22 protein-coding genes and 1 tRNA gene are annotated in these 22574 nt (G+C 67.6%); 10 read left to right on the top strand and 13 right to left on the bottom strand.

The window, feature by feature from the left end; translation table 11 throughout:
* Window positions 1-7: 7 nt before the first annotated feature.
* From trmFO to gyrA, 3 genes are all read right to left on the bottom strand, one after another.
* Window positions 8-1375, bottom strand: a complete 1368-nt coding sequence (trmFO, locus tag QQK83_RS01965) for a methylenetetrahydrofolate--tRNA-(uracil(54)-C(5))-methyltransferase (FADH(2)-oxidizing) TrmFO (protein ID WP_284261178.1) — start codon at window positions 1373-1375, stop codon at window positions 8-10.
* Window positions 1376-1442: 67 nt separating this feature from the next.
* Complete coding sequence (locus QQK83_RS01960) at window positions 1443-1826, bottom strand: DoxX family protein (RefSeq protein WP_284261176.1); 384 nt, start codon at window positions 1824-1826, stop codon at window positions 1443-1445.
* Between the two features lie 182 nt (window positions 1827-2008).
* Entirely contained in the window at window positions 2009-4768 is a 2760-nt protein-coding gene (gene gyrA, locus QQK83_RS01955; protein WP_284261173.1) for a DNA gyrase subunit A, read from the bottom strand.
* 196 nt (window positions 4769-4964) lie between these two features.
* Here gyrA and QQK83_RS01950 point away from each other — a divergent pair, with 196 nt between their 5' ends.
* Window positions 4965-5240 carry an usg protein gene (locus QQK83_RS01950; RefSeq protein ID WP_284261171.1) on the top strand — a complete coding sequence of 92 codons (276 nt, stop codon included), beginning with the start codon at window positions 4965-4967 and terminating at the stop codon, window positions 5238-5240.
* A 16-nt stretch (window positions 5241-5256) separates the two neighbouring features.
* Here QQK83_RS01950 and QQK83_RS01945 read toward each other — a convergent pair whose 3' ends face one another.
* Both QQK83_RS01945 and QQK83_RS01940 read right to left on the bottom strand, forming a co-directional pair.
* Entirely contained in the window at window positions 5257-5730 is a 474-nt protein-coding gene (locus tag QQK83_RS01945) for a disulfide bond formation protein B (RefSeq protein ID WP_284261254.1), read from the bottom strand.
* An 85-nt stretch (window positions 5731-5815) separates the two neighbouring features.
* Window positions 5816-6472 carry an exopolysaccharide biosynthesis protein gene (locus tag QQK83_RS01940; protein WP_284261168.1) on the bottom strand — a complete coding sequence of 219 codons (657 nt, stop codon included), beginning with the start codon at window positions 6470-6472 and terminating at the stop codon, window positions 5816-5818.
* 161 nt (window positions 6473-6633) lie between these two features.
* Here QQK83_RS01940 and QQK83_RS01935 point away from each other — a divergent pair.
* Window positions 6634-6718, top strand: a tRNA-Leu gene (locus tag QQK83_RS01935).
* A gap of 310 nt (window positions 6719-7028) precedes the next feature.
* On the opposite strand, the gene QQK83_RS01930 is transcribed toward QQK83_RS01935, so the two are convergent.
* The gene (locus QQK83_RS01930) at window positions 7029-7505 is read right to left on the bottom strand and encodes a c-type cytochrome (RefSeq protein WP_284261166.1); all 477 of its coding nucleotides are present in this window, start codon (window positions 7503-7505) and stop codon (window positions 7029-7031) included.
* Window positions 7506-7516: 11 nt separating this feature from the next.
* Window positions 7517-9094 (bottom strand): flavin monoamine oxidase family protein, encoded by a 1578-nt coding sequence (locus QQK83_RS01925; protein ID WP_284261164.1) that lies wholly within the window; start codon window positions 9092-9094, stop codon window positions 7517-7519.
* 308 nt (window positions 9095-9402) lie between these two features.
* Between QQK83_RS01925 and QQK83_RS01920 the strand changes: the two genes are divergently transcribed.
* Window positions 9403-10152: a PRC-barrel domain-containing protein gene (locus QQK83_RS01920; protein WP_284261162.1), complete on the top strand. Its 750-nt coding sequence runs from the start codon at window positions 9403-9405 to the stop codon at window positions 10150-10152.
* Window positions 10153-10247: 95 nt separating this feature from the next.
* Here the strand turns inward: QQK83_RS01920 and QQK83_RS01915 are convergent, their stop codons facing one another.
* The 3 genes from QQK83_RS01915 to QQK83_RS01905 all read right to left on the bottom strand — a co-directional run bounded on the left by QQK83_RS01915 (window position 10248) and on the right by QQK83_RS01905 (window position 11774).
* Entirely contained in the window at window positions 10248-10790 is a 543-nt protein-coding gene (locus tag QQK83_RS01915) for an RNA polymerase sigma factor (protein ID WP_284261160.1), read from the bottom strand.
* Window positions 10791-10962: 172 nt separating this feature from the next.
* Complete coding sequence (locus tag QQK83_RS01910) at window positions 10963-11304, bottom strand: cupin domain-containing protein (protein WP_284261157.1); 342 nt, start codon at window positions 11302-11304, stop codon at window positions 10963-10965.
* A gap of 131 nt (window positions 11305-11435) precedes the next feature.
* Window positions 11436-11774: a hypothetical protein gene (locus QQK83_RS01905; RefSeq protein ID WP_284261155.1), complete on the bottom strand. Its 339-nt coding sequence runs from the start codon at window positions 11772-11774 to the stop codon at window positions 11436-11438.
* Window positions 11775-11888: 114 nt separating this feature from the next.
* Between QQK83_RS01905 and QQK83_RS01900 the strand changes: the two genes are divergently transcribed.
* The 7 genes from QQK83_RS01900 to polX all read left to right on the top strand — a co-directional run bounded on the left by QQK83_RS01900 (window position 11889) and on the right by polX (window position 18361).
* Window positions 11889-12386 (top strand): MgtC/SapB family protein, encoded by a 498-nt coding sequence (locus tag QQK83_RS01900; protein WP_284261154.1) that lies wholly within the window; start codon window positions 11889-11891, stop codon window positions 12384-12386.
* Window positions 12387-12440: 54 nt separating this feature from the next.
* Complete coding sequence (locus tag QQK83_RS01895; protein ID WP_284261153.1) at window positions 12441-13208, top strand: MauE/DoxX family redox-associated membrane protein; 768 nt, start codon at window positions 12441-12443, stop codon at window positions 13206-13208.
* Between the two features lie 44 nt (window positions 13209-13252).
* Window positions 13253-13567, top strand: a complete 315-nt coding sequence (locus tag QQK83_RS01890) for a hypothetical protein (RefSeq protein WP_284261152.1) — start codon at window positions 13253-13255, stop codon at window positions 13565-13567.
* 84 nt (window positions 13568-13651) lie between these two features.
* Window positions 13652-14131 carry a YciE/YciF ferroxidase family protein gene (locus tag QQK83_RS01885; RefSeq protein WP_284261151.1) on the top strand — a complete coding sequence of 160 codons (480 nt, stop codon included), beginning with the start codon at window positions 13652-13654 and terminating at the stop codon, window positions 14129-14131.
* A gap of 224 nt (window positions 14132-14355) precedes the next feature.
* Complete coding sequence (locus QQK83_RS01880; protein WP_284261150.1) at window positions 14356-14592, top strand: hypothetical protein; 237 nt, start codon at window positions 14356-14358, stop codon at window positions 14590-14592.
* A gap of 41 nt (window positions 14593-14633) precedes the next feature.
* Window positions 14634-16625, top strand: coding sequence for an NAD-dependent DNA ligase LigA (ligA, locus tag QQK83_RS01875; protein ID WP_284261145.1), 1992 nt, complete (start codon window positions 14634-14636; stop codon window positions 16623-16625).
* Between the two features lie 14 nt (window positions 16626-16639).
* Entirely contained in the window at window positions 16640-18361 is a 1722-nt protein-coding gene (gene polX, locus QQK83_RS01870) for a DNA polymerase/3'-5' exonuclease PolX (protein ID WP_284261142.1), read from the top strand.
* Between the two features lie 16 nt (window positions 18362-18377).
* Here polX and QQK83_RS01865 read toward each other — a convergent pair whose 3' ends face one another.
* The 3 genes from QQK83_RS01865 to QQK83_RS01855 all read right to left on the bottom strand — a co-directional run bounded on the left by QQK83_RS01865 (window position 18378) and on the right by QQK83_RS01855 (window position 22551).
* Window positions 18378-20234: an amylo-alpha-1,6-glucosidase gene (locus QQK83_RS01865; RefSeq protein WP_284261252.1), complete on the bottom strand. Its 1857-nt coding sequence runs from the start codon at window positions 20232-20234 to the stop codon at window positions 18378-18380.
* Window positions 20235-20275: 41 nt separating this feature from the next.
* Window positions 20276-21544 (bottom strand): glycosyltransferase family 4 protein, encoded by a 1269-nt coding sequence (locus tag QQK83_RS01860; protein WP_284261140.1) that lies wholly within the window; start codon window positions 21542-21544, stop codon window positions 20276-20278.
* Window positions 21545-21624: 80 nt separating this feature from the next.
* Entirely contained in the window at window positions 21625-22551 is a 927-nt protein-coding gene (locus tag QQK83_RS01855; RefSeq protein ID WP_284261137.1) for a cation diffusion facilitator family transporter, read from the bottom strand.
* Between the last annotated feature and the right edge of the window lie 23 nt (window positions 22552-22574).

Below are 22574 nucleotides of genomic sequence, written 5' to 3'. Positions count from 1 at the left end.
GTCCAGATCATTCCGCGGCGGCGGCGGGGCGGCCGAGCCAGTCGGACCAGGCCGCCTTGGCGCGGTCGGTATAGGCCTTGTAGCGGTCCTTGCGGCCGCGGCGGCCGGCCTTCAGGCCCTCGACCGGGGGGAAGAGGCCGAAGTTCACGTTCATCGGCTGGAAGGTCTTTGCCTCGGCCCCGCCGGTGATGTGATGGATGAGCGCGCCCATGGCGGTGACCTGCGGAACCTGCGGCAGGGTGTGCCCCTGCAGCTCGGCGGCGGCGAGGCGGCCCGCCAGAAGCCCCATGGCGGCGGATTCCACGTAGCCCTCGACGCCCGTGATCTGGCCCGCGAAACGGATATGCGGCCTCGAGCGCAGGCGCATCTGCGCGTCGAGCAGCGTGGGCGAGTTGATGAAGGTGTTGCGGTGGATGCCGCCGAGCCGGGCGAAGCTGGCATCCTGCAGACCGGGGATCATCCTGAACACATCGGTTTGCGCGCCATACTTCATCTTGGTCTGGAAGCCCACGATGTTGTAGAGCGTCCCCAGCGCGTTGTCGCGGCGCAGCTGCACGACCGCCCAGGGCTTCACGTCGGGCTGGTGCGGGTTGGTCAGGCCGACGGGTTTCATCGGCCCGTGGCGCAATGTCTCGCGGCCGCGTTCGGCCATGACCTCGATCGGCAGGCAGCCGTCGAAATAGGCCGCGGTCTCACCCGGTTTGAACTCGGTCTTCTCGGCGGCGATCAGCGCGTCGATGAAAGCCTCGTATTGCTCGCGGGTCATCGGGCAGTTGATGTAGGCGCGCTGTTCCTCGAGCGTGTCGCCCTTGTCGTAGCGCGACTGTTCCCAGGCGACGGACATGTCGATCGTCTCGGCATAGACGATCGGGGCGATGGCGTCGAAGAAGGCGAGGCTGTCCTGCCCGGTTTCGGCGGCGATGGCCTCGGCCAGCGCGCCGGAGGTCAGCGGACCGGTGGCGATGATCGTGGCTCCGTCCTCGGGCAGGGCGGTGATCTCGCCGGGGACGACGGTGATGTTGGGATGGGCGTGCAGCCGCGCGGTCACGGCCTCGGCGAAGGGGTCGCGGTCCACGGCCAGCGCGCCGCCCGCTGGCAGGCGGTGGGCATCGGCCATCTCCATGATGAGCGAGCCCGCGGCGCGCATCTCCCAATGCAGCAGGCCCACGGCGTTCTGCTCGTCGTCATCCGAGCGGAAGGAGTTGGAGCAGACCATCTCGGCCAGCGAGCCGGTGCGGTGCGCGAAGGTGCCGACCTCGGGGCGCATCTCGTGCAGGATGACGCGCGCGCCGGCGTTGGCGGCCTGCCAGGCGGCTTCGGAGCCGGCCATGCCGCCGCCGATGATATGGAGCGTGTGTGACTGCGTATGTGACATGGCCGGGGTTTAGGATGTTTGCGGGACCAAGAAAAGGGGCGGAGAACCCGCCCCTGTCCCGGTCGGCTCAGGCCGCGGCCTTGTCGAGGGCGAAGCGGCCCGCCCCATGGGCGGCATACATCAGCGCGCCGCCCGCGATGGCGAGGTTCTTGAGGAACATGGCCATCTGCAGCTGGTCTGCGGGGGCGAAGTGGTAAAGCGCGCCCGAGACGACGCAGAAGGCCGCGATCAGAAGGGCGGCGATGCGGGTCTGGTAGCCGATGATCAGCAGGGCCCCGACGACGATCTCGAAGATCACGGCAGGCCATGCGAGAAAGGCCGGAAGGCCGCCCGAAGCCAGATAGCCCGAAAAGCCCTGCACGTCGGGCAGCTTGCCCAGCCCGGCCAGCAGAAAGAGCAGGCCGATCAGAACGCGGCCCGCCAGCGGGCCAAAGGTGGTAAGTGCTTGCATCACGTGGTTTCCTGTTCCTGTGCGCTCAAGCGGCACGGTGTCATGCGCTTGCGTGACAGGGGATTACACTTGGCGCTGACGCGCAGATACGTGAGGTTTCGCAAGGTGTCTGTGCGAATTTGCTGAGATGGGCTGCCCGCGGCCGCGCCCCGACACCCGGCCGGGGCGTGCCGCAACCGGGATCAGGCCCCGTCGCTCTCGGCCTCGCCTTCGGCTTCGGCTTCGCCCTGGTCGGCGATCCAGGCGACGCTCACGACCTCTTCGCCCTTGGACGTGTCGAAGACCTTGACCCCGCCCGCGCTGCGCGAGCGGAAGGAGATGCCCTCGACCGGAACGCGGATCGACTGGCCGGTGGAGGTGGCGAGCATGATCTGGTCGTCCATCTCGACCGGGAAGGAGGCGACCAGCGCGCCACCGCGCATCGCCTTGTCCATCGCCATGACGCCCTGGCCGCCGCGCCCGCGCACCGGGTAGTCGTGGCTCGACGACAGCTTGCCCGAGCCCTTGGCGGTGATCGTCAGGATCAGGTCCTCGGCCGCCGACATCTCGGCGTAGCGGTCGGGGGAAAGCTGCCCCTCGGCCACGGTGACCTCGTCCTCGTCGGCTTCGACCTCTTCCTCGGGGGCGCCTGCCATCAGGCGGCGCTGCTTGAGATAGGCGGCGCGTTCCTGCGCCTCGGCCTCGAAATGGCGGATCACGGCCATCGAGACGACGCTGTCGCCATCGGCCAGCCGGATGCCGCGCACGCCGGTCGAATCGCGGCCCTTGAAGACGCGCACGTCGGTGGTGGGGAAGCGGATCGCGCGTCCGCCCGCGGTGACCAGCATGACGTCGTCGCTTTCGGAACAGATGCGCGCGTTCACGAGGCTGACGCTGCCGTCGTCCGGCAGGCGCATGGCGATCTTGCCGTTGCGCATGACGTTGGTGAAATCCGACAGCGCGTTGCGCCGCACGTCGCCCGCCGAGGTAGCGAAGACGATCTGCAACTCGTCCCAATGCGCCTCGTCCCGGTCGACGGGCATCACGGCGGCGATGCCGGTGCCCGGCTCGATCGGCAGGATGTTGACGATCGCCTTGCCGCGGCTGGCGCGGCTGCCCAGCGGCAGGCGCCAGGTCTTGAGCTTGTAGACCATGCCGGAGGTCGTGAAGACCAGAAGCGGCGTGTGCGTGTTGGCCACGAAGAGCGAGGTGACGACATCGTCTTCCTTGAGACCGCCGCCCGACAGGCCCTTGCCACCCCGGCGCTGCGCGCGGAAATCGGCCAAGGGCGTGCGCTTGATGTAGCCGCCCTGGGTGATCGTGACGACCATGTCCTCACGCTCGATCAGGTCTTCGTCTTCCATGTCGCCGGACCAGTCGGTGATCTCGGTGCGGCGGGGGACGGCGAATTTCTCGCGCACCTCGGCCAGCTCGTCCGAGATGATCGACAGGATGCGCTCGCGTGAGGCGAGGATGGCGAGGTAATCCTTGATCTTGCCCGCAAGCTCCTCCAGCTCGTCGGTAACCTCCTTCACGCCCAGTTGCGTCAGGCGCTGAAGCCGCAGGTCGAGGATCGCGCGGGCCTGCGTTTCCGACAGGTTGTAGGTGCCGTCGTCATTGGCCGTATGCGTCGGATCGTCGATCAGCTTGATGAAGGGCAGGATCTCCTCGGCGGGCCAGCGCCGCGTCATCAGCTTTTCGCGCGCTTCCGCCGCGTCGGCAGAGGCACGGATCGTGCGCACCACCTCGTCCACGTTCGACACCGCGACGGCCAGACCGCAGAGCACATGCGCGCGGTCGCGCGCCTTGCGCAATTCGAACGCCGTGCGCCGCGCGACCACTTCCTCGCGGAAGTCGAGGAAGGCGGTCAGGAACCCCCGCAGCGTCAGCTGCTCGGGCCGCCCGCCGTTCAGCGCCAGCATGTTGCAGCCGAAGCTTGTCTGCATCTGCGTGAAACGGAAGAGCTGGTTCAGCACCACCTCGGGCGTCGCGTCGCGCTTGAGCTCGATCACCACGCGCACGCCGACGCGGTCGGACTCGTCGGCCACGCCGGAAATCCCCTCGAGCTTCTTCTCACGGACAAGCTCCGCGATGCGCTCGATCATCGAGGCCTTGTTCACCTGGTAGGGGATCTCGTCCACCACGATGGCGTAGCGATCCTTGCGGATCTCTTCGACATGGGTTTTCGCGCGGATGATGACGCTGCCGCGCCCCTCCAGATAGGCCTTGCGCGCGCCGGAGCGGCCAAGGATCAGCGCGCCGGTCGGGAAATCGGGGGCGGGGATATACTCGATCAGATCTTCCGAGCTGAGGTCGGGCTGCCTGATGAGCGCCTGGCAAGCGTCGATCACCTCGCCCAGGTTGTGGGGCGGGATGTTGGTGGCCATGCCGACGGCGATGCCGCCCGCGCCGTTGACCAGCATGTTGGGAAAGCGCGCGGGCAGAACCGTGGGTTCCTGCTGCTTGCCGTCGTAATTGTCCTGGAAATCGACCGTGTCCTTGTCGATATCGGCCAGCAGGTAGGCCGCGGGCGCGTCCATCCGCACCTCGGTGTAGCGCATGGCCGCGGGGTTGTCCCCGTCCATCGAGCCGAAGTTGCCTTGCCCGTCGAGAAGCGGCAGCGACATGGAAAACGGCTGCGCCATGCGCACCAGCGCGTCGTAAATGGCCGAGTCGCCATGCGGGTGATACTGGCCCATCACGTCGCCCACGGGGCGGGCGGATTTGCGATAGGCTTTCTCGTGGGTGTTGCCCGTCTCGTGCATGGCGAACAGGATGCGCCGGTGCACCGGCTTCAGCCCGTCGCGCAGGTCGGGGATCGCGCGCGAGATGATGACGCTCATCGCGTAGTCGATGAACGACGTCTTCATCTCGGCAGCGATGTCGATGGAGGGCCCGTGGTAGGGCACCCGCTCGGGGCCGGATTCCGTATCGTTTTCAGGGGGTTCGGGCGTATCGCTCACGTGCTCGGCCTGTCTGTCTCGGACGCTCTATATCTTGTTGTGGCGCAGTATACGTGGCCCGGATATGGGGTGCAATGCCGGAAGCCCGCTGTGTCTGGCAGCCAGTGCACGGGACTGCCAACATACTCTTTTCATTGATTTTTAGGAAATCGAAGGCACTCTGGAGCCGTGGAAGAGGCAACATGAGAGGTGCCCCATGCGCGAAACCGAGACCGAGACCGAGCTGCTGCTCAAGGGATACGGGCTGACCACGGCCGAGATGATCTACCGCATGCCCGATTACCGCAGCGTCCTGAACACCTTCGTCTGGCAGGAGTATGATCTTGCCCCCGATTACCCCAAGCTGTTCGAGTTCATCGAGTTCTGGCAGGACGCGATCGAGGGGCCGCTGCATTCGGTCCGTTTCGTCCATCGCAAGATGATCTCGCCCGGCGAATGGCGCAACGTGACGGGGGAATTCACCTATCACTAAGGCTGTTTTGGCGCGCTCAGGCGGTCGCCCGGGCGCGCGCAGCGGCGATCCAGATGGCCATCAGCACAAGGCTTGCGATGCCGTTCCATGACGCCATCGACAGGCCGAACATCTGCCACGCGACCTCGTCGCACATCACGATGCCGGTTCCGATCTCGGGGTTCAGCAGGTCCGCCGCCGACATCGCGCCGAGGTCCTCCGAGCCGCTCGTGCAGCTCAGGTTCAGCACCCACCACCCTCGCTCGACGCCCGTGTGCGTCAGCGCGATGCCCGCGTTCACCGCCATCGACAGCGCGCCGAGGGCTGCGAGGGCGACATGGGGCAGGGCAAGGCCGACCGCACCCAGTACCATGGCCGCCGCATGCGGCCACCGCTGCCACAGGCACATCGCGCAGGGCGCGAGCCCGCCGAGATACTGGAACCCGAAGGCGGCCAGCAACATCGCCGCCGAGCCCAGCCCGGCCAGCGCGATCAGGGTGCCCCGTGTCATGCGTGTCATGCGGTCCTCGGCCTGTTGCGGCCCGCGCGGGCCCTTGCCCCTGCGATGTAGGCAAGCGCGCCGCGATGCACCAGCCTCAAATGCCCAGCCAGCCGCGCAACAGGCTTGTCAGCGTCGCCCCCGCGACGATCAGCGTGGCGATCCACGCACTGCCCAGCATCCCGCCGAGGATCACCATCAGACCGTCGCGCTGCAACAGCCCCATGGCCACGATCACCACCGCGATCCCCGGCACCGTGTTCGTGCCCGGAAGCGGCACGAGGATCGAGGCGCTGAAGACCACCAGCGCCAGCCCCACCAGCTGATCGAGCGGCCGGTGCGTCAGCACGGCCAGCCGCGGGCGGCTGACCGCCTCGATCCGCACCAGCCAGGGCGCGGCGCGCTGCGACAGGCTCTGCAGCGACCCGGTCGAGACGCGGCGCGCGGCCAGCCGCGCGGGCAGCCATGGAAGCCGCCGCCCGATCATCACCTGCCCCGAGACGAAGAGCAGCGGCAGCGCCACGACCTGCGGCACGCCGTAGAGGAAGGGGATGCAGCAGGGCAGGGCGAGCACCAGCAGGAACAGGCCGAAGGCGCGTTCGCGCAACTGCCCGAGGATCCAGCCCAGCGTCACGGTCTTGGCCCCGGTGTCGGCCTCGGCCCTGGCTTCGGTTTCGGCCTCGGTTTCGGCGTCACGCGCCAGCCGGGCCAGCCGTTCCGAGGTGGTCAGCGCCTCGATGCCATGTGCCGTCATGGGCGGCTCTCCTGTCGCGTGGCGCATGTGCCGCCGGGGGCCGGCGCGTGATTGCCCCGGCCCGTCGCGCATGCGCGTAGCAAATCCGGGCGCGGGCCACCAGCCGTTGCAGCGCATCCCCGATTGACGCGCCCCGCGTCCCGGCGTAGGCAACATGCAGTGCCCGTGTGGCGGAATTGGTAGACGCAGCGGATTCAAAATCCGCCGCCGCAAGGCTTGCCGGTTCGAGTCCGGCCACGGGCACCAGACCACACCCGAACCTCGGTGAAACATGATCGGATCCCGCGCGGCTGCCGTGATCAGGTCCGCGACGGGTGCGGCAAGACCCTGCCGCGCCTTGGCGCATATCCGGGGCATGGCAGATGGGGCAGCCGACGGTTCAGGTTCATGGCGCGTTTCCACGAAGGCGTGCCCCCGGTCTGGCCCCCCGTTTCCGTCGCGGTTTTTTCCTGCGCTCTTGTTTGCCAAGGGACGCAACCGTCGATCCTCGGAAAACGTGCACAGCTGCGGCCCCGGTGCGCAGTCAGGAGGCCGCGGAACCGGCCGACGGCAAGGACTAGCGTGCGGCCGCAACATCTTCCGGCATGGCGGCCCCGAATTCGCCGCCGACGAAGTCGTTGCCGAAATGTGAGCGGATGTAGTTCACGACCTCGGCGATCTGCGCATCGTCGAGCACCCCGCCCAGGGGTGGCATCGCGGCTTGACCCTTGAGGACCAGGTAGATCGGATAGGCTGGCGCTTCGAGCAAGGCGTTGTCGGCCAGTGTCGGATAGGTGCCGGCACCGACCGCACCGGTGCCATCCGGCATGTGGCAGCCGGCACAGATCGCGCGGTAGATTGCTTCGCCCTCCCGATGCGGGATCTCGCCCGCTGTGCTGAAGGTCATGCGCTCGGCGTCGCTCGGCGCAAAGGTGCGAAACCCGGAGGCAGGAGGCCCTGCTTCCATGGTGTCGGGCGACGGGTTTTCCTGGGCCGTGGCCGGTGCAAGCATCGCAAGACCCAGCACGAAGGGTGCAGCAACAAGCGTTTTCATCTCATGTCTCCTCAGCTCTGGGTCACCCGGTCATGGAGTTGCGCGATTGCATCGAGTGCCGAAAGAACGGCCCCTTCCTGCCAGCCGGGGAGATATGACAGGTGCTCGCCGGCCAGCACGATCCGTTCGTCGTCATGCATCCGGGCCGTGTCCGCGTAGTCTCGCTCCCGATCCTCCCAGATGCCGTAGCATCCGAGCACCCAAGGCACCTTGTGCCAGGGCACGCTGACGGCGCTCTTGAACTCGTCGGTATATTGGGGGTGGATGCGGGCGCCGTATTCGACGACCCATTTCGTGCGGTCCTCAGGGGGCATGGCGTTGAACTGATAGGCCTCTGCGCCCCAGCAATACGCCCCGAGCAACACGCCGCCGCCGCGGCTCAGGTAATCGTTCGAGGGATAGCTGATGAGCGCGATGGGCAAGTCGGTATAGGTGATCCCCCCATAGATATTCTCGTCCTCCTCCCAGAAGCGTCGGTTGAACTCGAGCCCGGCCTTGAAGCCGCCGGCGTAATACATCGACGAGATCGCGCGTGACTTGGCCCCCGCCAGGTTGTGCTCTGTCTGACCGAGGATCGAGAAGGGCAGGGTGCAGACGCACCAGTCCGAGCGGAGCTCTCGGATGTCGCCGGGATTGTCGGAGTCGACATAGCCTACGGTCACGCCCTCCGCGTCCTGCAGCACGGAAACCACCTTGGCGTTGTAGGTGATCAGGTCGCCCACTTCGCGCTCGAAGGCGCGGGCGATCATGTCCATGCCGCCGACCGGCTGGAAGATCGCCTGCTGGTGGTGGACCGTCTCGGCATCGGACAGCCACCGCCAGAGGTCCGATCCCAGAAGATCCTCGAGCGGGATCAGCTCCGACGGTTCGCCTTCGCCGTTCCGGCCGCCGCCCGGCCAGCGCGCGTAGCCGCGATAGTCGCTGACATGGTCGCTCCGGGTGTAGCGGTTGTTCCCGTCGAGCGCGCCGTAGTCGCGCAGCGCCTCGAGGAGGCGCTCCCGGTCGTCCGCCGAGACCTCCTGATCGAGTGCGCCCTGATCGGTGACCTTGGCCAGAAGCTCGGCGACATGGCCGCGGAAATCGGTGGCGATCTCACGGTAGCGTTGGGGCTGGCCGTCGAAGGCCGTCGATCTGTGCAGGTAGGCGTTGTGGTTTTCCTGGACAAAGGGCTGAAGCTCCACGCCGAGGCGTCGGCAATAGTCGAGTATCGCGTAGTGGTTGTAGGGAATGCGCCATGGGCCGGGATTGAAATACAGGCCTTGTGCGAATTCGACCGTCTGGGTCTCTCCACCAAGCTCGGTGTAGGTGTCGCCACCGCGAAGCGTCCAGCAGCGCCCGCCGGCGACTGCGCGGTATTCGAGGATGCGGACCTCGTAACCGGCTTCGCGCAATTCGAGCGCCGCCGTCATCCCGGCCAGCCCCGCGCCCAGGATCAGCACCGAGGCCCCGTCGGGGTCGCCAGCAAGGCGGACGGGGCCGGTATAGCTCGAGTCCTGTGCAAGCCCGAGGCGGGTCATCGCCATGTACATCGCGGCCGCCCCCCCGGTGAAGCCGATCCGCTCGAGAAGATCTCTCCGTGTGATGGTCATCCTTACCTCCGATCTGGATCCCGCCGTTCCGCCGCAATCGCTGCGCCGTCGGGAGGGGTGGCCGAACCTGTGTGTCCCGAGGGAACAACGCTGCTCGGTGATCGTCGTTGCGGTCATCGGATCCGCCGTCCGTGCCGGGGCGGCCGCCGTCGGTGCCGCCATGTCCGCAGTTGTCCGTCGCCTTGGCCGGTGCAGGCCCACGGTTGCGCTTGGTTTTCGTGCAACGGAACCGGAGCCCCGTCGTTGACATGCTGAACCCCGCGATGGCGGCAGCCCGCCGCCGCGCAATGACGAGAAAGGAGATCGACATGCGATATCGAGAGTTGATTCTTGCCGTGGCCGGGGTCTCGGTCTGCGGGCTTCCAGCCGCAGCGCAGGATGTCGTGGACGCCGGCACCGTCGTGCCGGAAGGGTGGCCCGACCAGAACCTTTATGTCGAGAACGCCTGGAGCGTGGACCGGTTGTTCGGCCGCGATGTCATGGGACCGGGCGGAGAGCGGATCGGCGATGTCGAGGATGTCGTGATGAACGACGACGGCATGGTCGTGGCGCTGATCGCCGAGGTCGGCGGGTTCTGGGACATCGGCGACACCCATGTCAGTGTCCCGTGGGACATGGTCGAGATCGGCCAGGACGGGTCGGTCACGATCCCCGTGACCCAGGACACGATCACCGACTATGACCTGTTCGACAGCTCCGGCCTGCCGGAGGGGGCCGAGATTTCCGCGGAGGTGGTCGAAGGCGTCGATGACGCAGAGCTTGGCGTCGGCCTCTGGCGCGCGTCCGAGCTGATGTCCGACTACGTGCGCGTGGTGGGCGATGACGCGACCTGGGTCAATTTCGGCTACGTGTCGGACCTGATCGTGCTGGACGGGGCAATCGACGCGACGATCGTGTCGACGACGGCGCGCTACGGGCCGGCGACCTATGCCTATCCCTACCGCGGTGGCACGGTGGATGGCTACGGGATGTGGCGCCCGGCGGCATCGACCTATGATCTGCCGATCCTCGAAAGCGATGCGACATCGCTGCCGGAATTCGACGGCGACGGAATGTAGCGGCCTGGTCCGCCGATGCGGCGGAGCCGGGCAGGGCGCGGGCGGCCGCCCCGAGGGGCGCGCCGTGTCCGCGCCGTGTCCGCGCCGTGTCCGCGTCAGGCCCTCAGATCGGCCCGCGTCCGCGAAAGGCGGCTGCGGACCGTTCCTTCCGCCACCCCGAGGCGACGGGCGATGTCCCGGTTCGACAGGGCGGAAAACACGCTGAGAAGCAGGATCGCCCGATCGACGGCGCGCATCCGTGACAGGCTTTCCTCGCATTCCTTCAGTTCCATCCAGTCGTCCTGCGATGCCGGTTGCCCGAGCCCGTGGGACGGGCAATCCTCCAGCGGGACATGGTGGCCGCGACGGCTGCGCTTGCGCCAGCCGTCGAGAAAGCGGTTGCGCAGGATGGTGAACAACCAGCGCCGCATCTCGCTGCCGGGAATGAACCGATCCCGCTTTTCCAGCGCGCGCAGGACGGCATCCTGAACCAGGTCGCCCGCATCCGCGGCATCGCGCGTCAGCGAGATGGCGTAATTCCGCAGATGTGGGATCTCGTGCAGGAGATCGTCCTCGAACTCCTCGTGCCCGGCCGCGTCGTCCACGGCCAAGGGCTTGCAGTCATGTTCGGGGTGTGGGGTCTTCGCTGAATGGGTCATGCGCGCATCATCGCATCCGCATCCGGCGCGGTCCTTATCATCGAGTCGTGGGACGTCTGCGAACGGAGGAACGGCAAGAGGGCCGTGCGCGGGCCGGGGGCCGGATCGCATCGACGGCGAGGCTGGCGTGCCGTGCGGGCCGTCCTGCCGCCTTGCCGTCCTGCCGACCGGCTCAGTCCCTGTTGTCGATCTCGGCCGGTGGCGATGTCGCCTCGACCGCGGTAAAGGGTTCGTCGATGTGGTAGAGGTGTTCGGCCCCCGCCGGAACCAGCCAGCAATCGCCGGGTTCCAGCGTGATCTCCTGCCCCTCCAGCTCCAGCCGGGCCTTGCCCTTGATGGCATAGCCGATGGTTTCGTAATCGCGGTGGGCATAGGGCTGCGCGGCCTCGCCCTCGGGCACGGCCTCCCAGAGCCGCATCGACATGGTCTTGCCTGCGACGAGGAATTTCTGCCCCATCGCGCCGACCGGGGAATGGGCTGCTTGGACCTTCTTGATGGTGGTGTCGCGTGTCATGGTTGTGTCCCTTTCTGTCGTGGTTCGGTGGGGGCTGCCCGCCCCCGTCATGGAGCGCGGTGCGGTCCCGTGATGGACGGACACCGCCTCCGGCTCGGCTTGCGTTTCGGGCGCCCGGTGCCGTGGCCACGCTAACGGCGAAAGACACCGCGAAGCCGGGCGAGAAGGCGGCGCAGGCCGTAATCCCTGAGATTTGAGCGTGCGACCCCTCCATAGGTCGTTGTGCCGGGCTGCTCTTCGGGCGTGTCGATCTTGAGCTTCGAGCGCGCCTCAAGCGCAAGGATGGCCCCCTCGATCTCGTCGCGCGACCCGCGCGCGGCCGCCCCGTCGGCAAGCCGCGACAGCCATGTCTGCAGCATGTCGAGCCGCGTCTCGTAGGCGATCTCGTCGCGGTCGACGAGGGTGAGGGGATCCTCGAAATGGCGGTCCGGTTCATGCCGAACCCGGTCTGTCGGCGCTGCTTTGGTCATCGGTCATCGTCTTTGGCGGTTTCACCGGATCAACGCGCCGACCCGTGCTTGTGTTGCCGCACCGGAACAGCGCATTGCGCAACGCGGTGGCCGCCGGGGCGTTGATGCGCCGAGATGGAGACGGTGCTGAACGAACTGGCGGGCGATCCCGTCATGGCCTGGCAGGTGATCGCGCTGCGGCTGGCCGGGGCCATCGTGCTGACCGGCCTGATCGGGATGGAGCGCGAGCTTGTCGACAAGTCGGCGGGGCTCAGAACGCATATGCTCATCGGGCTGGCGGCCTGCCTCTACAGCCTCGTGATGCTGTCGGTCCTCGACATGACCCGAGAACATGGCGCGCATATCCGGGCCGATCCGATCCGCCTTATCGAGGCGGTGACGCAAGGGGTGGCCTTTCTGGCCGCCGGGCTGATCATCTTCGCACGCGGAGAGGTGAGGGGCCTGACGACCGGCGCGGGCATGTGGCTGGCCGGGGCCGTGGGGCTTGCCTGCGGGCTTGGCCTATGGCTGCTGGCGGCCATGGCGACGGGGCTCGCCCTTGTCATCATCCGGTTTCTCAAGGCGCTGGAGCGCGCGCTCGGGACGCGGGCGGGCCGGGGGGATCGCGGGTAGCCGACTTGACGCATGTTAGCGACCTCGGCGCGCCGGTCTGGTCGACTCCGCCACATGATACAGCACACGGACCCAAGAACCGCCCAGCTCTACCGCATGGTGATGCCCGATCATCTCTGCCCTTACGGGTTGAAGTCGAAGGACCTTCTGGAACGGCAGGGCTACGAAGTGGAGGACCATCCCCTCCGCACCCGCGAGGAGACCCAGGCCTTCATGGACCGCCTCGGGGTCGAGACGACGCCCCAGACCTTCATCGGCGGCGAGCGGATCGGCGGCCATGACGATCTGCGCATCCATTTCGGCATCGACCCGCCGGAGGAGGAGCAGAGCGACACGCGTTACACGCCCGTCATCGCCATCTTCGCGGTCGCGGCGCTGCTGGCGCTGGGGCTGTCGTGGCACCAGTATCAATCCCTCCTGACCCTGCGCGCCGCGGAGTGGTTCGTGGCGCTCTCGATGACCTTTCTCGCCCTGCAGAAGCTGCAGGATGTCGAAAGCTTCTCGACCATGTTCCTGAACTACGACCTGCTCGCGCGGCGCTGGGTGCCCTATGGCCGCATCTACCCTTTCGCCGAGGCCGCGGCGGGTATCCTGATGACGGCGGGCGTGTTGGTCTGGCTGTCCGGCCCCATCGCGCTGTTCATCGGGACGGTGGGCGCGGTCAGCATCTTCAAGGCGGTCTACCTCGAGGGGCGCGAGTTGAAATGCGCCTGCGTGGGTGGCGATTCCTCGGTGCCGCTGGGTGCCGTGTCGCTGACCGAAAGCCTCATGATGATGCTCATGGGGATCTGGATGCCGCTGAAGGCGCTTCTCGCGGTCTGACCGGCAGCGGCACGGGCCCACCATGGCAAGGAAAGGAGACCAAGATGGCCGCCACGCTCAACCCGCTCGTCTGGATCGCGCCGATCGTGCTTCTGGTGCTGTTCTGGCCGATCTCGCAGCAGATCAAGCACGACAGGCTGAAGCCCGTCGCGGCCTACCTGCTGTTCACCTCGGTCTTCGCGCTGGTGGGCGGCGTGGCGTTCATGCTCGCCCTCTGGGCGGGTGCAACGCTTCTGCCGCAGGGCACGATGGCAGGGCCGCTGGCCGCCGGGGTGACCGTTCTGGTCGCCGTGCTGCCCGCGCTGGGCGCCGCGGTCTGGATCATCCGCAAGCCGCAGAAGCGCCGGATGCCGCGGTAGGGCGATCGGCCCGATGCTGCAACGCACCCGGCAAGGCCGACGTTGCTTTCCCGTCAGAGAATGGAGGACAGGGCAATGACACCCATGAGCTTTCAAGACATGTATCTGAGCGAGTTGTCGGAGATGGCATCGGTCGAGGACCAGATGGCCCGAAGCCTCGGCCGTTTCGCCGACAAGGCCACGGACAACGACCTCGTGGACCTGATCCGCGCGCACCGGGACAGGACCGAACAGCACCGCGACCGGTTGGCCGATCTGTTGCGTGCCCATGACGCGGACGCCGACGCGCATTCCGACAGGTCGATGGCGGCGCTGATCTCGGAAACCGGGAAATGGGCGGAGACGATCGAGGACGGCACGCTGAGGGACGCGGGGCTGATCGCGTCGCTGCAGCGGATGGAGCATTACGAGATGGCCGTGCTCGGCACGCTGGCCAGTTGGGCCGAGCAGTTGGGGCACAAGCATGATGCGACCACGCTTGCCGCGATCCTCGAGGATGACAAGGACACCGACGCGCGGTTGACCGACCTTGCCGAGCGGACCGTGAACCGCGCCGCTGCCTGAAGTGGGTCGCACTGGGCAGGACGCGGCGCATCGGGGTAAGCGGATGCACCGGCCGGACGGCATCCGCACCGTGTTGGGCGACACCGGACTTCGCCTTGGCCAGACCGTCCGGCCGATTGCCGATGCGGCGTTTGCTCGGGGCGCGAGCCTGCCCTGAGGGGCGGCGTTGCCACCATCTGCCCGGATGGCGGTCGCAGGGTGCAGGATCGAAAAGGAGAAAGACCATGGGTGCCGTCTGGTTCTGGTTGTTCGTCGTGCTGCTTGTCCTTGCCGTGGCAGGCTGGCTCGCTTGGCCCCACACCCGCGGGCGCGGGTTCTACCGCAGGGGCGGGGGGTGGTCCTGCGCGCCCAGCGGCGTGGCAGCGACGCTCGCCTTGCTGATCCTCGTGCTGTTCTGGCTGGGCCTGCTGGCCGTTGCCTGGCCCCGGTATCCCGCCGCGTATCCCGCCGCGCCGATGTGATCGCGCGGATGCTCGCAGCAAAACCCGGAGGGAGCGGTGACATGTCCGACACGCCGGATGCGCAAGAGCGGATCGCGGAGTTGCGCGCGGCCATCATCCGGCATGACCGGCTCTACCACGTCGAGAACGCGCCCGAGATCTCGGACGCGGAGTATGACCGGATGCTGTCCGAGCTGGACGAGCTGGAGCAAGACCACCCCGACCTCGTGACCGAGACATCGCCCACGCAGCGCGTGGGGGCAAAGGCGGTCTCGGACCTTGAAAAGGTCGACCATGTTTCGCCGATGCTCAGCCTGCGCGCGGTGCGCGAGGAGGACGAGATCGCGGCGTTCTTCGACCGGCTCCGCGACGAGACCGGCGCGGCGGTCGTCCTGGCCGAGCCGAAATTCGACGGGCTGTCGGTGGAAGTGGTCTACCAAGGTGGCCGGTTCCTGCGGGCCTCGACCCGCGGGGACGGGCAGACCGGCGAGGAGATCAGCCACACGATGCGCACCATCCGCGCCCTGCCGCTGCGCCTCGACAGGGCCGCGGACCCGCCGGAGCATCTTGCCGTCCGGGGCGAGGCGATCTTGCCGAACCCTGCGTTCCAGAGGCTCAACAAGGCGCGTGTGCAGCGTGGAGAGGAGCCTTTCGCCAATCCGCGCAACGCGGCGGCGGGGCTTTTGCGGCGGCACGACCCCTCGGCGGCCGAAGACACCCGCCTTGCCGTGACCTTCTACGACGCAACCGGCATCGACACCGACGCGGCGCCGACGCAAGGCGACCTGCTGGACCGGCTCGCGGCCCTCGGCCTGCCTGTCATGGGCGCGCGCAAGCGTTGCGAGACCGCGGCGGAGGCGGCGGCGTTTCATGACGCGCAGGCCGGCTTGCGCGACGATTTCGAGTTCGAGATCGACGGGATCGTCCTGAAGCTCGACCGCCGCGACACCCGCGCGGCGCTGGGCACGCGCAGCCGCAGCCCGCGCTGGGCTATCGCATGGAAATTCGCGCCCCGCACCGGCGAGACGCGCATCACCGATATCGTCGTGGGCGTCGGGCGCACCGGGGCGCTGACCCCGGTGGCGCTGCTCGACCCGGTCGATGTGGGCGGGGTCACGGTGGCTCGCGCCACGCTCCACACCATCGAGGAGGTGCATCGCAAGGACCTGCGCGTGGGCGACACCGTGCGGATCGAGCGGGCGGGCGACGTGATCCCCGAGGTGGCGGAGCGCGTGCCCAAGCCCGGCGTCGAACGCTCCGATCCCTTCGAGATGCCCGAGCGATGCCCCTCCTGCGGGGCCAAGGTGGAGCGGCATGGGCCGCGGGCCTATTGCCCCGCCGGCATCGCCTGCCCGGCGCAGGTGACGGCCCGGCTGGTGCATTACGGGTCACGGCAGGCGATGGATATCGACGGGCTTGGTGAAAAGACCGCCGCACAACTGGTCGCGCGCGGATTGGTCGAGGATGTCGCGGACCTTTACGATCTTACGGTGGACGAGATCGTCAGGCTGGACGGGGTCGCGGAGACCTCCGCCACCGCGCTTGTCGACGCGATACACCACCGGCAGCAGGTGCCGCTTGACCGGTTCCTCGTGGCGCTGGGCATCCGCCACGCGGGCCATGACGTTGCGCGGCGTCTTGCGCGGGCCTTCGGCACGCTTGAGGCGCTGCGGGCGGCCTCGACGACCGACATCGCGGAGATCGAGGGGATCGGCCCCGAGACAGCGGAAAGCGTCGCGGCCTTCCTTGCCGAGGCGCGCAACGCCGGGGTGATCGACCGCATCCTTGCGGCGGGTGTCAGCCCCCAACCCCTGCAGCGCGAGAGTGACGCCCTCGAGGGCAAGAGTTTCGTCCTGACCGGGGCGCTGGAAAACTGGACCCGCGCGGAGGCCACCGAGGAGATCGAACGCCGGGGCGGGCGCGTGACATCGCGCGTGAGCGGGCAGACCGATTTCGTGGTCGTCGGTTCCGATCCCGGCTCGAAACGCGATGAGGCCCAAGAGGCGGGCGTCGAGATGCTGGACGAGGCGGGCTTTCGCCAGATGCTGGACTGAGAAAGGGGGCGCGGATGCCGGTGCATAACAGCGAGATCGCGTCGATCTTCGACCATGTCGCAGACCTGCTCGAGGTGCAGGACGCCAACCGGTTCCGGGTGCGGGCCTATCGCAACGCCGCCGCCACGATCCGCGACCAGAGCCGCGCGATCGCCGACCGGGTCGAGGAGGGGGAGGATCTGTCCGACCTGCCCGATATCGGCGAGGACCTTGCCGGCAAGATCGCCGAGATCGTCCGGACCGGAGAGCTGCCGCTGCTCGAAGACCTGTCCGGAGAGGTGCCCGAGGCCATCGTCGAGGCCACGCGCATCCCCGGCATCGGGCCGAAACGCGCCCGTGCGCTGTTCGAGGCGCTCGGGCTCGCCTCGCTCGACGAGTTGGCGGAGGCCGCCGAGGCGGGGCGGGTCGCCGATGTGGACGGGTTCGGCGACAAGACGCAGGCCAGGATCCGCGACGCGCTGGAAGAGAAGGATACCGGCGAGCGCCGTTTCCGGCTGGACGTGGCCGAGGATTTCGCCGAGCCGCTCGTGAAGTGGATCAGGCGGATCGACGGCGTGGACAAGGCCGAGATCGCGGGCAGCTACCGCCGCCGCAAGGAGACGGTGGGCGATCTCGACATTCTCGCCGCTGGCGAGGACGGTGGCGCGATCATCGACCGGTTCGTCGACCATGACGAGGTGGAGGAGGTGATTTCGCAGGGCAAGACCCGCTCGACGGTAAGGTTGCGTTCGGGCCTGAACGTGGATCTGCGCGTGATCCCGAAGGCCAGCTGGGGCGCGGCGATGCACTATTTCACCGGCTCCAGGGCGCATAACATCGCAGGCCGCAGACGGGCGCAGGACCGTGACCTGAAACTCAACGAATACGGGCTGTTCGACGGCGAAACCCGCGTCGCGGGCGACACCGAGGAAGAGGTCTACGACCGGATCGGCCTGCCGTGGATCGCGCCCGTCCTGCGCGAGGACCGCGGCGAGATCACGGCGGCGGAGAAGGGCGAATTGCCCGCGCTGGTCAAGCTGGACGACCTGAAGGGCGACCTGCATTGCCACAGCGATGCCTCGGACGGGAAGAACACGCTCCGCGAGATGGCCGAAGCGGCGCAGGAGCGGGGTTACGATTACCTCGCCATCACCGACCATTCGAAACGCCAGACCCAGGCCGGCGGGTTGAGCGAGGGGGATCTGGACGCGCAGATCGAAAGCATCGCCGCGTTGAACGAGAGGTTTGACGGCTTCCGTCTGCTGGCGGGCTGCGAGGTGGACATCCTCGAGGACGGCACGCTGGATTTTTCGGACGATCTGCTCGACAGGCTCGATCTCGTGGTCGCGTCGGTCCATTCCCATTTCGACCTCGACGAAGAGGACCAGACCGAGCGCATCCTGCGCGCGATGGAGAACGCCCACGTCCATGTCATCGGCCACACGACGGGGCGACAGATCGGCCAGCGAAAGGGGATAGCGTTGGACATGGAGCGGATCGTGAAGTCCGCCGCCGACCAGGGCTGCGCGCTGGAATTGAACGCCAACCCGATCCGGCTTGACCTGAGTGACGTGCATTGCCGGATGGCGGCAGACCACGGCGTGAAGATCGCGCTTTCTACCGACGCCCATTCAACCGGAGGGCTGGGCAACATCCGCTACGGCATGGATCAGGCCCGTCGCGGCTGGCTGTCGGCGGACGATATCCTCAACACGCGGGGCTGGAGCGCCCTGTCCGCCCTGCTCGCGCGACGCTGACCGGTGGCGGTGTGGCTCAGGGGCTGCCGCGCGCCGTCTCCAGCCGGATGTCGAGCGCGGGATCGGCTGCGAGGATCTCCAGCTCGGCCCTTCGGCCTTCCTTGCGCCGGAACCTCAGCCGCGCGCAGCAATCCCCGACGCGCAGGTCGGTCACATCGAGCCAGTCGATATCCGCGGGCAAAACCGGGTCGGTGATACGGATCTGCCGGGCTGGCCCGTCGATCTCTATCCCGAGACAGGCCTGCAGGCACAGAAAGGGCGCGCCCGCCGCCCAGGCCTGCGGCGCCCAGGCCGAGGGGAAGGCCACGGGCTGCGCGGTCTCCCTGCGCGGCAGGCCGCACCACAGCTCGGGCAGGCGATCCAGCCGCTGCGGCAGGGCGGCCCCGAAACAGGGCAGGTGGCCCGCGTTCGAGGTCGAGACCCGGACCGGCACATGTTCCGCATCGAGCGCGATGCAATAGGGGCCCGGGTCGTCGTCCCAGAAAGCGGCGTCGACCCTGTCGACCAGCGCATCGGCCAGCCGCCGCAAGGCGGCGGCGTAATGGCCTTGAACCTCGACGAGGGCGACAGGGCTCGCGCAGAGCGCACCATCGGCATGGAAGACGGCATCGTCGGAAACCTTCCATCCCTGGTTGCGCAGACCGGTTTCGGCGGAACGGGCGTATTCGATCAAGCCGTCGCCGTCCCTGTCGCCATACTCGGCGGCCCAGACCAGCGTGGCGCGGATCGCGGGCAGAAGTCGCTGCAGGCGGTCCCTGTCGCCGGTGCGTGTCCAGTGGGCATGGGCCAGCACGACGAACAGAAGCGTCTGGTCGATGCCGCCGTAATAGTGGTGGAACGGCACCGCCCCGGTGCGGGCCAGCTCGCCGTTGCGATGCTCGTGCAGGATCTTGCCGGGTTCCGCGTCGCAGAAGGCATCGAACGTGCGCGCCTGCGTTGCGGCCAGAAAGTCGAGCACGCCGCCCGCCAGCTCGGCATCAAGCCACAGCGTCTGCAGCGCGGTGATCAGCCCGTCGCGCCCGAAGGGCACGGAGAACCAGGGAACCCCGGCATGGATGTAGGGGCCGGTCGGCAGGTCGGCGGTCAGGATCGCCAGATCGGCCGAGGACCGCGTCAGCCAGGCGTCGAAGGACGGCCGCGAGGTCCTGATCCGCGCGGTGCGGTCGATCCGGCTCTGCATCCGGGCGGCGACGGTCCGTATTGCTTCGTCGAAAGTCGGGGTCGCTTGCCTCGGGGCGGGCGCGCCGTGATCGGCATGAACGCCTTCGTCGGGATCGGCGCGCGCGACCGGTCGCTCATCGATCTGCACTGTGCAGAGGATCTCCTGCCGCGCCTTGGGGGGCAGCGACAAGCCGATATGCGCGCGTCCGCGGTCGAAACGCGGGGCCGGGTCGAGCGTCACCCGCGTGGTCAGCCGCCGACCGTCGGCAGTCTCGTAGCCGAAGCGGAGTGTGCCCCCGTCGAATTCCGGGGGCAGGGTGCTGCCCCGGTCCCACGGGTCCGCGCCGCGCACCTCGAAGATGTCGCGGAAATCCGCCCTGCACTCGATCACGAGATCGAGCTCGGCCATGCGCGTGCCGAAGTTGGTGATCTCGACCCGGTCGAACAGCCCGTCGAACAGCCCGTCGAACAGCACGCGCTCGCGCCGGACATGCAGCTCGAAATCGAGGAAATCGGTGCCGAGGCTGTCGACGAGCCGCAAGTTGGCCAGATCGCTGCGAAAGCCCGCGTCGTCGTCGCGCGTGTCATGGCCCAGTTCGATCAGGCCGGTGCCGTTGATCGAGAGCGACAGGCGGGAAAGGTAGCGGGTATCGCGATAGAACAATCCGTCCTTGGAATGTGCCTCGCCCATGGTGGCGTCGCGGGCATTGATCTCGCCGCTGGCGGGAAAGACGGCGAAGAGATCGCCATCCTTCAGAACATGGAAATCGTGTCGGGTGTCGGGCCCGAAGCGGTTGGGGTTGGACGTCCTCGATCGTCATGGCACCCCCTCCGTGTCTCTGCCTGCACGGCCTCAGTCCGTCCGGGCCGCGGGATCGGCCGGATCGGGACGCAAGGCCAGCCCGAGGCCGGCAGCCTGCATCGAGCGACCCGGCGCGCCCGTAGACTTGCGGCGAGGGATGCGTTGCGGGCGCGCAGTTTCGCGGCCGGTGAGAAGCCGTCTGTAGAGGTCGAGATGCGCCTCGGCCATCCGGTCGCTCGAAATCCATGTTCGAAACGGCACCTTATGGTGGCCCGGTCCAGCTGTCCGACCGCAGCCAATGCCGAGACCGCGTCGTCGATGCTGCCGACGATACGCCCGGTGACGCCATCTGCGATGACCTCGGGCACCGCCCCGCAGGGATAGCCGATGACGGGGGTTCCGCAGGCCATCGCCTCGATCATGACCGGTCCGAAAGGTTCCGGCCACCGGATCGGGAAGAGCAGCGCGCGAGCGCGTCCGAGGAATTCCGATTTCTTCGCGTCCGAAATCTCGCCCACGTATTCGACCTGGCGTCCATCGACATGGGGCCTGATCTCCTGTTCGCAATATGGCCGGTCGAACGCGTTGATCCGGGCTGCGAATTTCAGCGGCACCCGCGCGCGGCGCGCGATCTCGATCGCGGTGTCGATCCCCTTGTCCGGCGCGATCCGTCCGAGAAAGGCGAGATAGCCGCCCGACCCGTTTCCGGGCTCGCCCGGAAGGTGCCGGAACAGGTCCAGCGGGTATCCGTGATGGATCGTCGCCGCCCAGTTGGCGTGGGGAAGCGACCGGCGTTGTGCATCCGAGATCGAGATTAGCGGGAAGTCCCGGTAGCGGTGAAAGAAGCGGGCATGGCCCACGTAATCGAGCCGGGAATGGCAGGTGGTGACGGTCTTGCCCGCGATCCCCTCGAACATCGGGAAGTGCAGGAACTCGGTATGGAAATGCAGGATGTTGAAGCGGTCGGCCATACGGCGGACGCGGTCGAGCATCAGGATCTGATCTGCCATGCCCTCTGTCAGGCGGTCATCGGTCAGAAGCGACCGGTCCCGGCAGACCACAAGCTCCGCGGTCACCCGGCTTTCGGCATTGGCGAAGACCGTGACCCGGTGGCCGCGGGCGCTCAACGCCTCGGCAAATCTGGCGACCACCCGCTCGGTCCCGCCGTAGGCACGGGGCGGCACCGCTTCCATCAAGGGGGCTATCAATGCGATGCGCAACTCCGCTCCTCCTGTCATCCAAGACGTCACGTCTTGCCGATCAGTGTCGGGCGGTCGAACGGGCGCGTCATTAACGGCGGCTAATGTCGCCCGTCGCCGTCGCCGAAGAGCGCGGCGTCCTTGTGCGCGCGGTCCTCGTGTTCGAATTCGAGGCTGGAATGGGCGATGCCGAAGCCTGTTTCCAGCTTCGCCTTGATCTCCTGCCTGATCGTCTCGACGCGCGGCCAGCACGCGGCCTTTACCACGACGTGACAGTCCAGCGCCGCCGCGTGTTCCTGCATCTGCCACAGGTGGACGTGGTGGAGATCGGCGACGCCGTCCACAGCCCGAACCTCGTCGATGACGGCCGCGGGGTCGATGTCGGGCGGGCTGCCCAGCATCAGTGTGCGGATCGGGCTGTCGATCTCGGTCAGGGCGAGAAAGAGGATGTAGAGGGCGATGCCGATGGTGATCGCGGGATCGACCCAAGCCAGCTCATGGAGCAGGATCAGCAAACCTCCGACGATGACCGCGACCGATGCGAGCGCGTCCGACAGGTTGTGCAGGAAAAGCGCGCGGATGTTGACGCTGTGCTTCTGCATCGACCACGTAAGCGCCGCGGTCAGCGCATCGACCGCCAGCGCCACGCCGCCGAGGATCACGACCGTCCAGCCCTGCACTTCGGGCGGGTCGATCAGGCGTATGACCCCCTCGTAGATCAGGTAGAGGCCCACGAGGATCAGCGTCGCGTAGTTGATGAGGGCCGCCACGACCTCGGCCCGGCCATAGCCGAAGGTCATCCGCGCGTCAGCCGGACGCCGCGCGATCTTGCGGGCGGCGAACGCGATCACCAGCGAGGCCATGTCCGAGAAATTGTGCAGCGCGTCCGCAATCAGCGCGAGGCTGCCCGACAGGATGCCGCCCACGACCTGCGCAGCCGTCAGGACTGCGTTGGCCCAGATCGCGATGGAAACGCGGCGGTCACCGGCTTGTGCCTCGACCGGCGCGTGGCCGTTCGAATGCGGCATCTACGGCCCCGCGATGCCCTGAG

The sequence above is a fragment of the Roseicyclus amphidinii genome (assembly GCF_030163755.1).
GTDB lineage: Bacteria > Pseudomonadota > Alphaproteobacteria > Rhodobacterales > Rhodobacteraceae > Roseicyclus > Roseicyclus amphidinii.
This window is presented reverse-complemented; position numbering and strand designations above follow the sequence as displayed.